A 13,107-nucleotide genomic window follows, 5' to 3' on the forward strand; every position below is an offset into this window, starting at 1 on the left:
AAGGAGGCATATGTATAGAAATAACTATTTCATTAATATATACTGATTAATGTAAGATTATGTAGTGGTACTAGGCTGAAAGCTAACATATCCCTTTGTGTAAGTTAACTTTCTAGTTAGTTTCCTTATAATGGGGCTACATCAAAATGGGGGTGATATTTTGAAGAGAACTTTAAATATAGCTCATAGAGGATTTAGTGGCATTTATCCTGAGAATACAATGTTAGCCTTCGAAAAAGCTGTAGAAGTACAATGTGATGGTATTGAGACAGATGTTCAGCTTACTAAAGATGGAGTAGCGGTTATATGTCATGATGAAACATTAGACAGAACTACTGATGGAAGTGGATTTATAAAAAGCTATACCTATTTAGAGCTGTCAAAATTAGATGCAGGTATGAAAAGAGGTCATAGATTTACAGGATGCAGAATACCCACATTAGATGAGTTCTTAGATTATATAAAAGACAAAAATATGCTCATAAACCTTGAACTGAAAAATAGTATAATACAATATGAGAATATAGAGGAAGTAGTCATCGATAAGGTTTATAAATATGGAATACAAGCCAAATGTATAATTTCATCTTTTAATCATTATTCAATGGTTAAATGCAAAGAGTTAGATAGTAGTATTAAAACAGGACTATTATATGACGAAATCTTATATCATCCTGAAAAATATATAAAATATGTAGGTGCGGATGCTCTTCATCCTAATTTTCAAGCTGTATATTCTAAAGAAATCGTAGAGAATATAAAATCTAAAAATATAGATATAAATGTATATACTGTTAATGAAGAAAAAGATATGACGAATATGATTAGTTTAGGAGTAGATGGAATAATAACTAACTATCCCGATAAGCTAAATAAGATACTTTTATAGGGAAACTAACTAGAAAGTTAACTTTCGGTCTAGTAACCCTATAACACTACAATTTAGTAAGGACGTGATTATATTGAAAAAAGGATATATTTATGCTGCAATCTCGGCAATTTTATTTGGTACTGCTGGAATATTTGTAAAGCTTGCTTATAAGACAGGATTAGATTCTATAAGCTTACTTATAGTTCAATATATGATAGCGGTATTTTTAATGTTTCTGATTGCATTTTTGAAGGATAGAAAGAAACTTCATGTTAGTAAAAGCGAACTATTTAATATGGCTGTCCTTGGTGTAGTAGGAAACACCTTGATGACAGTATCTTATTATAAAGCATTTGAACACCTTCCAGTAGCAATGGTTACCATGCTTTTATTTACATATCCTATAATGGTGTTTATTTATTCCGTTATATTCCAGGGGAAAAAAGTTGAATCTAAAAAAATTCTGGCTATATTTATAGCTTTTATAGGATGTGCTCTTACCTTAAATATATTTTCAGGAAGGGCAAGCTTCTCAATGAAGGGATTAATTTTTGGACTTTTAAGTGCAATATTCTATGCTTTTATGAATTTATATACAGAAAAGAGGTTAGATAATGTAGATCCATTATCAATAAATGCCTATTCTACACTATTTTCATTAATAACCTTATTTTTCATGAGAAAGCCTGGATTTTTACTTGAAGGCAATATAAAATTTGAAAGTTTTGTATACATAATGATTCTTGCAGTTTTGTGTGAGATAGTACCACTTACTTTACTATATACATCTATACAGCATATTGGAGCGTTAAAGGTTTCAGTAATAGGTAACCTAGAGATACCAACGGCTATGATAGTATCTTTTGTATTTTTAAGGGAGACTATTTCAATTACACAGATTATAGGAGCAAGTTTAATAGTATATGCTGTATATCTTATTAGAGAACAAAAATAGGGTATGGCGCTAAGGCTGCCATACCCTATTGTACTGTAAGAGCTCTATTTTTAAAGTTCCCTAAGATGTTATTCACTGGTGATATAGTCACAAATGAGGTAGGATCTATTTCACTTACAATTTCTTTTAGTGTACTTAATTGATTTTTTTGTATAACCAGATATATAAACTTCTTATTAATGCTTGAGTACCCTCCAACAGCGTCAAGCACAGTTACCCCTCTTGCCAATCTAGTTTGTATTTCATTAATTATAGAATCTGATTCTTCACAGATTATTACGCATTGTCTTGAAGAAGCAAGATTTTCTTGTATGGTATCCATAGTTTTTGATCTAACAAAGCTCATAATAATAGCATACATTACTGAGCGAGGACCCATTACAACTCCAACTAGTATATATACAACAATATCTTGAATTAAAAGCAGTGTTGAGAGCTGAATTGACTTAAAATTATTATTTATAATTTTTGCAGATATATCTAGTCCACCAGTAGAGCCATAGGCTATAAATATAAAGGACATTCCAACGCCAAAAAGTGCGCCACAAAATATAGATGCAAGTAATGTGTCGTTAAATTGATTAATTGCAATAAATTTATTCATATTATCTATTAGGACAGAGGTAATAACTACCACAAAAATGCTTCTTATTGTGAATTTTTTACCTAATAGCTTGTATCCAAAAATAAATAAAGGTGCATTTATTAGCATAGTTGTTAATCCAACCTTAGCTCCAAATATTTTATTCAAGGAAAGTGCTATACCAGTAACTCCGCCGCTTCCAATATTACAAGGTATCATAAAGACAGCGGTTGTAAAAGCTAATATTATACTTCCTATTATTAATAATGAATATTCCATTATTATGCTATTCTTATCAAAAAAGTTCTTTAAGTTGTTCATTATGTAATCCTCCTTTAAGTAAAAAAATATTAAATTTGCAATTTGTAATTCACGCATAGATGATATTAGCATAAAATACTTTATTAGACAACACATATTATATTAATAATTTGTTACCTTTTAATTTTGTGTAAAATTTGCAAGTACAAGCTGTGAAAAATTTCATATATAGTATATCACATTTGAATTAGTATAGCATTTTAGAGGTTTTAAGTATTTAGTAGGGTATGGTATTGCAATTTATTTATCAAAAACAAAGCAAAAAGACAAAAATATAAATTTTTTCTTGCATTTTTTTGTTCTTGGTGTAATATAATAATATAGAGTATTTGGGAGGTTGCGAAATGAGCATGAATATAAATTTAGATTGTTTAAATATTAATGGGTGTAAAAATATATATAGGAATTTATCTGTATCTGAGTTAGTAGAATTTGCAGTTAAAAGAGGAGAGGGCGTTTTATCAGATAAAGGAGCTCTTGTTGTAAATACAGGAAAATATACAGGTAGATCACCTAAAGATAGATTTATAGTTAAACAAAGTAGTGTTGAAGATAAAATCAACTGGGGTGAAGTTAATCAACCTATAGATGAAGATGTATTCAATAGAATGTATGATAAGGTTGTTGAGTATTTAAAAGGAAAAGACATTTTTGTATTTGACGGATTTGTAGGTGCAGATAAAGAATATACCCTTCCTATAAGAACAGTCTGTGAATGTGCTTATGAGGCTATGTTTGCAAATCAATTATTTAGAAGACCAGCAGTATCCGAGCTAGTAGACTTTGAAGCTAAGTTTAATATAATTGCTGCTCCAGGATTCAAGGCTAATGGAAAAGAAGATGGATTGAATTCTGAAGCATTTATATTGGTAAACTTTGACAAAAAGATTATATTGATAGGCGGAACTCAATATTCAGGAGAGATAAAGAAATCAGTATTTTCTGTTATGAACTTCCTATTACCTGAAAAAGGAGTAATGCCAATGCATTGCTCAGCGAATATAGGAAATGACGGAAGAACAGCTATATTCTTTGGATTATCTGGTACTGGAAAAACTACATTATCAACTGATCCAGAAAGAAGATTAATTGGTGATGATGAGCATGGTTGGTCTGATAAAGGTGTGTTTAACTTTGAAGGAGGATGCTATGCAAAAGCTATAAAGCTGGACAAGGATAAGGAAAAAGAGATATACAATGCTATAAAATTTGGTACAATACTTGAGAACGTAGTTCTTTACTCAAATGGTAAGCCGGATTATGATAGCAACAAGTATACTGAGAATACAAGAGCTGCTTATCCAATTGAATATATTGATAATATAGAAAAGAGTGGAATGGGTGGAAATCCAGATACTATAATATTCCTAACTGCAGATGCTTTTGGTGTAATGCCTCCAATAGCTAAATTATCTAAGGAAGCAGCTATGTATCACTTTATGTCTGGTTATACAAGTAAGGTTGCAGGAACTGAGAGAGGAATAACTGAGCCAAAAGCTACTTTCTCATCATGCTTTGGAGAACCATTTATGCTTATGAACCCAGCTGTATATGCTGAACTTCTTGGTGAAAAAATAGATAAATATGGTACAGATGTTTATCTTGTAAACACTGGATGGTTAAATGGTGGATATGGTAAGGGAGATAGAATAAAGCTTTCTTATACAAGGACGATGGTAAAAGCAGCATTAGAAGGAAAACTAAAAGATGTACAATTTATCGAACATCCTATATTTAAGATTTCTATGCCTGTAGAGTGTCCAGGGGTTCCATCAGAAATATTAAATCCTAAGAATACTTGGGAAGATAAGGGAGCATATGACACTAAAGCACTAGAACTTGCTGAAAAGTTTCAACAAAACTTTAAGAAGTTTAAAAATGTACCTGAAAGCATAGTTGCGGCAGGCCCTGTAACAAAAGAAGCTTCATGTGTATAATTAAAAACAGTAGATAATTGTTATACTTTTAATATATAATAGATAATAAAACTTCGTTTCTATAGAGATAATTTAGAAACGAAGTTTTTGACTTAAGGCATATGAAAAGAAATAAGAGACCAAAGATTCGAAGCATATTTGTCACGAGACAAGGAGGTGAAATCCAGTCATAGTGGGGCTATGCCTGAATTTTGCCGACGAAGTATGCTAGATCTCTTAGAGCTTTAGCTCTCTAGAGTTCTGTACTCCTTCGAAAGAAGGAGTTTCCTATAAAAAATGGCGAGAATACTGGTCTATTATTTATTTGATTATGCCTTAAAGCAAATGAGTTAAAGTATTTGATGTAAGGGAGGTTGAAGTATGAAGACTAAGAGAGTAGGGATGAGAAATATAAAAACAGCATTATCTGTAGCTTTATGTGTAGCATTATCACAGTTCTTAAATAGACAGGATATATTCTATGCAGCAATTGCGGCAGTTATGGCTATGCAAAGTTCGGTTTCAGATTCATTTAAAGCAGGGAAAAATAGAATGCTTGGAACTATGGTTGGCGCTTTGATAGGGCTTATATTTGCTTTAATTCATCCAGAGAATGTATTACTTTGTGGTATTGGAGTTGTTCTTATAATATATATCTGTGATTTACTTGATTGGAATAAGTCAATAACTATATCTTGTACGGTTTTTTTAGTTATAATGTTAAATTTAAAGGGAAGAAGTCCTGTTTCCTATAGTATGAGTAGAATAATAGATACATTCATAGGTATTGCTGTAGCTGTACTTGTTAATTATTTTATATCACCTCCCAAACACTTAGATAAGATATATACAGAATGCATATTAGCAATAGATAAAGTGTTTGATATTGTTAGAGACAAGTTCTGCAATAATAATGAATTAGACTTAAAGACATTGGAAAAAGAAATCTCAATCCTTGAAGAGGCATTAAATATATATTTATCAGAATTTAGGATAAAACAGATAGATATACAAATAAACAAGTTAAATGAAATCTTGGATATTTGCAAGAACATACATATGCACTTAAAGATAATCCAGTCCTTAGAAAATGATTATAGCTTAAATTATGAGAACTATTCAAGCGTTAAAGAGTTGTTTAGATGTGATTTTGACCATGAAGAAAAAAGTAGTGAAACTGGAGTTGTATATAATTATCATGTTAACAAAACCTTAAAAGGCCTTTATATGCTAAAGGATTTAAATAAAGATATACTGTATTCGTAATCTCCAATATTAATATGATGTATTTCTATTTCAGGTGTCTAAACTATTTGTAACTATATTGTAATAATTTATTTATAAAGTTTTGTTGTACGGAGATTAACAATGATAGTATAATTATAATGTTGTATAAAACTAAATGAGAGAGTGAGTGTGAAAAATGGATTTTTTGCTTATATTTAAGGCTGTTATTATTGGTATTGTAGAAGGTGTTACAGAGTTCTTGCCTATATCATCTACAGGCCATATGATTATTGTTGGAAATTTAATTAACTTTCAATCACCAGCATATCGAAAAGCTTATATAGATATGTTTGAAGTGGTAATTCAACTTGGTGCTATATTGGCCATTGTGGTATTGTATTGGAAGAAGATAAGAAACTCATTAGAAAATCTTGCTCCAGGAAAGTCAGGATTTAAGCTATGGTTTAATATAATAGTAGCATTTATACCATCTGCAGTTATTGGACTTCTTCTACATAAAACTATAGAAGAAAAGTTATTTAACGCTGTTACTGTTTCACTAGCGTTAGTGGTTGGTGGATTATTAATGATATTTATGGAGAATAAATATAGAAGAGGAAATACTACAAGAAGTATAGATGACGTAAATGTGGTACAAGCTTTTAAGATTGGTTGTTTTCAATGTCTTGCATTATGGCCAGGTATGTCAAGATCAGCTTCTACTATAATGGGAGCATGGGTAAGTGGATTGAATACATTCGCTGCAGCTGAATTCTCATTTTTCTTAGCTATACCTACAATGGTAGCTGCTAGTGGACTTTCGCTGATTAAACTTAGAATAGCAATGAATAGTGCTGAGATTATAGCTCTTATAGTAGGCTTTGTAGTGTCATTTGTTGTTGCGTTGGTAGTTGTAGAGAAGTTTATTAAATTCCTACAAAGAAAGCCTATGAGGATTTTTGCTCTATATAGAATATTGGTTGGAGTTATAATACTTGTATTAGCATTTACAAAGGTTATAGCTTAGATAGAATAAAACTCGGGATTTCCTGGGTTTTATTTTTTATAGATAGATTCTTTATAAATAGACTTTTATATAAGATAAAGTATTTTTACAAGACAAAAGAAGTAACAGTTCATATTAACAGTTATAATTTAATAGAGCAAAATAAAAAAGACGAGTTATAAAAACTCGTCTTGGTGCTGAAGACCGGAATCGAACCGGTACGGGTTTTAAAGCCCGCAGGATTTTAAGTCCTGTGCGTCTGCCAGTTCCGCCACTCCAGCATGTCGCTGTTGACAAGGTTTATTATATGATAAATACGGTGCTTTGTCAACATCATTGTAAAAATATTTTTTTATCCGCTTTAAAATTGTATCGTTCGTAATTATTGTTTCGTTGTAAGTTTAAATCTAGGACCAAAAATGCCCTCCTTATGGGTAATCAATGCGCTAGTAAAGAAAAAAGAAAAGCTTTTATCAGCTGCAATCTTTATGCCATTATCTATTACAACGTCATCATTAGGTTTTTGTTCATCCAGAACAATTTCTAGTTGAAGACCGCCTCAGCCAACTCCTCGTTTTTCTATTCTAATAGCTTCTTTATTTTGTTCTTTTAACATCTCTTTTATTAAGCCAACTGATTTTTTATCAATGGATACTATCATATTCATACACCACCCTTTTTAATTAAGTTACTTAATAAATTTAGAGCTGAGGAGTTCCTCAGCTCTACAGTTAAGCAGACATCCAAAATCTGTGATTTTGTGATGATCGCTTACTCATTCGACGAAAGAAGAAGGAGTTTCATTAATTTTTCTTCACTTCTTTAGTTATTGCAGCTTCTTTAACTGTTTCAACTTTATCGAAAACATTTATATACATTTGTTTAATTTCGCTTATTAATGGATATCTTGGATTAGCTCCTGTACATTGATCGTCAAAAGCTTGTTCTGACATATCATCTAAGCTAGCAAAGAATTTCTCTTTTGTAACTCCAGCTTCATGTATAGTCATTGGTATATTTATCTTAGTTTTTAATTCGTCTATAGCTTTTATTAATAATTCAACTTTTTCATCTTCAGTGTTTCCGCCTAGGTTTAGGTAATCAGCAATTTTAGCATATCTCCACTTAGCATTTGGATACTTATATTGTGGGAATGCAGCTTGTTTTCTTGGACTATCCACTGCGTTGAATTTAATAACTTCATTGATTAACAATCCGTTAGCAACTCCGTGTGGTATGTGGTGAGCAGATCCCAGTTTGTGTGCCATTGAGTGACATACTCCTAAGAATGCATTAGCGAATGCCATACCAGCCATAGTTGAAGCGTGAGCCATTTTTTCTCTTGCTTTTACGCTAGTTGTACCTTCAGCATAAGCTTGTGGTAAGTATTTGAATATTAATCTCATAGCTTCTAGTGCTAATCCATTTGTAAATTCTGAAGCAAGAACTGAAACGTAAGCTTCTATAGCATGAGTTAATGCGTCTATACCTGATGCAGCAGTTAATCCTTTTGGCATACCCATCATTAATTCAGCATCAACGATAGCCATATCTGGAGTTAATTCGTAGTCGGCAAGTGGGTATTTAACGCCTGTTTTTTCGTCAGTTATAACTGCAAATGGAGTAACTTCTGAACCAGTACCAGCTGATGTTGCCACTGATATCATCATAGCTTTATCACCTAAGTGAGGGAAAGCGTATACTCTCTTTCTTATATCCATAAATCTCATAGCTAGATCTTCAAATCTTACTTCTGGGTGTTCATACATTACCCACATAATCTTAGCAGCGTCCATAGCTGAACCACCACCAACAGCTATAATAGTATCTGGACTGTAACTCATCATTTCAGCAGCACCTTTTTTAGCTGTAGCTAGAGTTGGATCTGGTTCTACATCAGTAAATATCTTGAAGTCAACTCCGATTTCCTCAAGAACTTTAGTAACCTTATCGCAGTATCCTAATTCGTAAAGAACCTTGTCAGTTACTATAAATGCTTTCTTTTTATTCATATCTTTTAATTCTCTTAATGCAACTCCAAGTGAACCATATTTAAAGTAAACTTTTTCTGGAACTCTAAACCAAAGCATATTTTCTCTCCTCTCAGCTACACTCTTAATGTTTAATAGGTGTTTAGGACCAACGTTTTCTGATACAGAATTTCCACCCCATGATCCACAACCTAATGTTAGAGAAGGAGCTAATTTAAAGTTATATAAATCTCCTATAGCACCTTGCGCTGAAGGCATGTTTATTATTGTTCTTCCAGTCTTCATAGCAGCGCCGAATTTTTCTACTTTGTCTTTTGCAGTCATAGTATCAGCGTATAATACTGATGTATGACCAAATCCGCCTAACTCAACAAGTCTTTCAGCTTTAGCAAGTGCTTCATCAAAGTCCTTTGCTCTATATAAAGCAAGAACAGGGGATAGTTTTTCATGTGAGAATGCTTCTTCAAGCTCAACTGATTCTACTTCTCCAATAAGAACTTTTGCAGTCTCAGGAACTTTTACTCCAGCCATTTCAGCTATTTTGTAAGCTGACTGACCTACTATTTTAGCGTTTAAAGAACCATTTATTAATATTGTATTTCTAACTTTATCTATTTCATCTTTTTTGAGGATGTAAGCTCCTCTTTCTGCAAACTCTTTTCTTACTTCATTATATACTGAGTCTAGAGCTATTACTGATTGTTCAGAAGCACAGATAACACCATTGTCGAAAGTCTTTGAAAGAAGTATTGAGTTTACAGCCATTTTTATATGAGCAGTTTCATCGATTATAGCTGGTGTATTACCTGCACCAACACCGATTGCTGGTTTACCTGATGAGTAAGCAGCCTTAACCATTCCTGGACCACCTGTTGCAAGAGTTATGTCTGCTTGGCTCATAACAACCTGAGAAAGTTCAACTGATGGTTCATCTATCCATGCAACGATTCCTTCTGGAGCACCAGCTGCAACTGCTGCATCTAGAATTATTTTAGCTGCAGCTATAGTTGAATTTTTTGCTCTTGGGTGAGGGGAGAAGATTATAGCATTTCTAGTTTTTAAAGCTATTAGTGCTTTAAAAATAGCAGTTGATGTTGGATTAGTTGTTGGAACAACAGCAGCAATTACTCCTATTGGTTCTGCAACTTTCTTTATACCGAAGGACGCATCTTCTTCTATAACTCCACAAGTCTTATCATCTTTATATTTATTGTATATATATTCTGAAGCAAAGTGGTTTTTAATAACCTTGTCTTCTACAATTCCCATTCCAGATTCTTCTACAGCCATTTTAGCAAGCTTTATTCTTGCGTTATTTGCTGCCATTGCTGCTTGTCTGAAAATTTCATCAACCTGTTCTTGTGTGTAGGTAGAAAACTTTTTCTGAGCAGCTTTTACCTCTTCTAATTTTTTCATTAATTCGTCAATATTTGTTACTTTCATTGATTAGCACCTCTTTCTCAGTTTTTATTAATGAACACACTAAAGAGTTTTTAATACTCTAAATTATCGTTAAGTAAGTTAGTATTTACTGTTTTTGTTTACCACTCTTGTGATTTATAATACTATTATGTATCATTGTTTGTTAAATGTCAATCATACTTTGAGAAATTTTTATCAATATTTTTGTTAAAAATTAGTGTAAACGTTATCTAAATATAACAATATGCATAAAAATATAATAAAATTATATGAAACAGTAAAGATAACATTGTTAAATGATTAACTTTTGTAGAGTGAAACAGTTGGATAAAAGTTATGTAACAGATTTTAACAAAAATAAATTGTTAATAAATATATTTTTGTTTAGTAAACAAATTACTTCTATATAGATAAATAAATTCGAAGCTTAACTTACATGTAGTAGTTTCAGTAGATTATCATGGGATTAAATTTTATTACTTTCTAAATTAGGGGAGAGTACTACGGATAAGCTAATCAGGAAATTAGTCTACTTATTATCTGTATTCATAGCTGCATTCCTTCTGTACATTTAAGCAGACATAAAAAATCTGTGATTTTGATATGGTCGCTTACACAGAGTGCTGATTTAGTGATAGTCACTTACATAGAGTTCTAATTTAGACAAAGTTGTTTGTCTACAAGTGAATGAAAAATTGTGTTTCTATAGAGCAGGGGTGAAGATAAATATATATAGAGTAGTGCATAGATTAATTTTAAGATGCTATATAGATGTAGGAAAAAATGAAGTGATCTAAAATTTATAAAATAGATAAAGAGTTCGTTGACAGAATAATAAAATTAGCTAAGTAAGGCTTTACAAGATTTAAGAGCAAACTTATCCTAGTGTATCAGTATATGAAAAATCAAAAAAATAGTAGATATGATTAGAATAAAAAAGATAAAGTCGGATAAATAAGAGTATATTAGATTCATAAGCAATGTTTTGTGATAGAATAACACATGTCGTCGAGAGATGATAAAAACTTAATGAAATCAACAAAAGAAAAATGTTGACAAGAATTAAGTTGTATGATATTCTAATAAAACCAAAATATTTGGTCTTTGAAAATTAAACAGAGGTTAAAAGTTATTTAAACTTTTATTAAGTAAACTAAACCAGCAATTCTTTTGAACTACTTGTTAGTAGTCAAAAACAACAGTAATGAGCATTCAAACTTTTAAATTGAGAGTTTGATCCTGGCTCAGGACGAACGCTGGCGGCGTGCCTAACACATGCAAGTCGAGCGATGAAGCCCTTCGGGGTGGATTAGCGGCGGACGGGTGAGTAACACGTGGGTAACCTGCCTCAAAGAGGGGGATAGCCTCCCGAAAGGGAGATTAATACCGCATAACATTAGTTTTCCGCATGGAGAACTAATTAAAGGAGCAATCCGCTTTGAGATGGACCCGCGGCGCATTAGCTAGTTGGTGAGGTAAAGGCTCACCAAGGCGACGATGCGTAGCCGACCTGAGAGGGTGATCGGCCACATTGGAACTGAGACACGGTCCAGACTCCTACGGGAGGCAGCAGTGGGGAATATTGCACAATGGGCGAAAGCCTGATGCAGCAACGCCGCGTGAGTGATGAAGGCCTTCGGGTTGTAAAGCTCTGTCTTTTGGGACGATAATGACGGTACCAAAGGAGGAAGCCACGGCTAACTACGTGCCAGCAGCCGCGGTAATACGTAGGTGGCGAGCGTTGTCCGGATTTACTGGGCGTAAAGGATGCGTAGGCGGATTTTTAAGTGAGATGTGAAATACCCGGGCTTAACTTGGGTGCTGCATTTCAAACTGGAAGTCTAGAGTGCGGGAGAGGAGAGTGGAATTCCTAGTGTAGCGGTGAAATGCGTAGAGATTAGGAAGAACACCAGTGGCGAAGGCGACTCTCTGGACCGTAACTGACGCTGAGGCATGAAAGCGTGGGTAGCAAACAGGATTAGATACCCTGGTAGTCCACGCCGTAAACGATGAGTACTAGGTGTAGGAGGTATCGACCCCTTCTGTGCCGCAGTTAACACAATAAGTACTCCGCCTGGGAAGTACGATCGCAAGATTAAAACTCAAAGGAATTGACGGGGGCCCGCACAAGCAGCGGAGCATGTGGTTTAATTCGAAGCAACGCGAAGAACCTTACCTAGACTTGACATCTCCTGAATTACTCGTAATGGAGGAAGCCCTTCGGGGCAGGAAGACAGGTGGTGCATGGTTGTCGTCAGCTCGTGTCGTGAGATGTTAGGTTAAGTCCTGCAACGAGCGCAACCCTTATCATTAGTTGCTACCATTAAGTTGAGCACTCTAGTGAGACTGCCCGGGTTAACCGGGAGGAAGGTGGGGATGACGTCAAATCATCATGCCCCTTATGTCTAGGGCTACACACGTGCTACAATGGGTAATACAAAGAGAAGCAATACAGTGATGTGGAGCAAAACTATAAAATTACCCTCAGTTCGGATTGTAGGCTGAAACTCGCCTACATGAAGCTGGAGTTGCTAGTAATCGCGAATCAGCATGTCGCGGTGAATACGTTCCCGGGCCTTGTACACACCGCCCGTCACACCATGAGAGCTGGCAACACCCGAAGTCCGTAGTCTAACCGTAAGGAAGACGCGGCCGAAGGTGGGGTTAGTGATTGGGGTGAAGTCGTAACAAGGTAGCCGTAGGAGAACCTGCGGCTGGATCACCTCCTTTCTAAGGAGTCGACAAGATAGGTAATTCTATCTTGAAGGTTTGTTTACACTCTGTTTAATTTTGAGAGACTAAATGTTTCTTAAAT

Annotated in this window: 7 protein-coding genes, 1 tRNA gene and 1 rRNA gene; 6 read left to right on the forward strand and 3 right to left on the reverse strand. The window is 33.9% G+C overall.

Annotated features, from left to right (window positions below; genetic code table 11):
- Nucleotides 1–160: 160 nt before the first annotated feature.
- Both ACZ5N4_RS01500 and ACZ5N4_RS01505 read left to right on the forward strand, forming a co-directional pair.
- Nucleotides 161–889, forward strand: coding sequence for a glycerophosphodiester phosphodiesterase (locus ACZ5N4_RS01500; protein ID WP_464206549.1), 729 nt, complete (start codon nucleotides 161–163; stop codon nucleotides 887–889).
- 64 nt (nucleotides 890–953) lie between these two features.
- Nucleotides 954–1,826, forward strand: a complete 873-nt coding sequence (locus ACZ5N4_RS01505) for a DMT family transporter (protein ID WP_464206551.1) — start codon at nucleotides 954–956, stop codon at nucleotides 1,824–1,826.
- 25 nt (nucleotides 1,827–1,851) lie between these two features.
- Here ACZ5N4_RS01505 and ACZ5N4_RS01510 read toward each other — a convergent pair whose 3' ends face one another.
- The gene (locus tag ACZ5N4_RS01510; protein ID WP_464206553.1) at nucleotides 1,852–2,730 is read right to left on the reverse strand and encodes a YitT family protein; all 879 of its coding nucleotides are present in this window, start codon (nucleotides 2,728–2,730) and stop codon (nucleotides 1,852–1,854) included.
- A gap of 350 nt (nucleotides 2,731–3,080) precedes the next feature.
- On the opposite strand from ACZ5N4_RS01510, the gene pckA reads away from it, so the two are divergent.
- The 3 genes from pckA (at nucleotide 3,081) to ACZ5N4_RS01525 (ending at nucleotide 6,900) form a co-directional block, all read left to right on the forward strand.
- Entirely contained in the window at nucleotides 3,081–4,667 is a 1,587-nt protein-coding gene (gene pckA / locus ACZ5N4_RS01515; RefSeq protein ID WP_464210785.1) for a phosphoenolpyruvate carboxykinase (ATP), read from the forward strand.
- 360 nt (nucleotides 4,668–5,027) lie between these two features.
- Entirely contained in the window at nucleotides 5,028–5,912 is an 885-nt protein-coding gene (locus ACZ5N4_RS01520) for an FUSC family protein (protein WP_464206555.1), read from the forward strand.
- Between the two features lie 157 nt (nucleotides 5,913–6,069).
- Nucleotides 6,070–6,900, forward strand: coding sequence for an undecaprenyl-diphosphate phosphatase (locus ACZ5N4_RS01525; protein ID WP_464206557.1), 831 nt, complete (start codon nucleotides 6,070–6,072; stop codon nucleotides 6,898–6,900).
- A 171-nt stretch (nucleotides 6,901–7,071) separates the two neighbouring features.
- On the opposite strand, the gene ACZ5N4_RS01530 is transcribed toward ACZ5N4_RS01525, so the two are convergent.
- Both ACZ5N4_RS01530 and adhE read right to left on the reverse strand, forming a co-directional pair.
- A tRNA-Leu gene (locus ACZ5N4_RS01530) sits at nucleotides 7,072–7,160 on the reverse strand.
- Between the two features lie 522 nt (nucleotides 7,161–7,682).
- A complete protein-coding gene (gene adhE, locus ACZ5N4_RS01535; RefSeq protein WP_464206559.1) occupies nucleotides 7,683–10,313 on the reverse strand; it encodes a bifunctional acetaldehyde-CoA/alcohol dehydrogenase in 2,631 nt (876 codons plus the stop codon).
- A 1,200-nt stretch (nucleotides 10,314–11,513) separates the two neighbouring features.
- Between adhE and ACZ5N4_RS01540 the strand changes: the two genes are divergently transcribed.
- A 16S ribosomal RNA gene (locus ACZ5N4_RS01540) occupies nucleotides 11,514–13,022 on the forward strand.
- Nucleotides 13,023–13,107: the final 85 nt, after the last annotated feature.

The sequence above is a fragment of the Clostridium nitrophenolicum genome, from assembly GCF_055391695.1.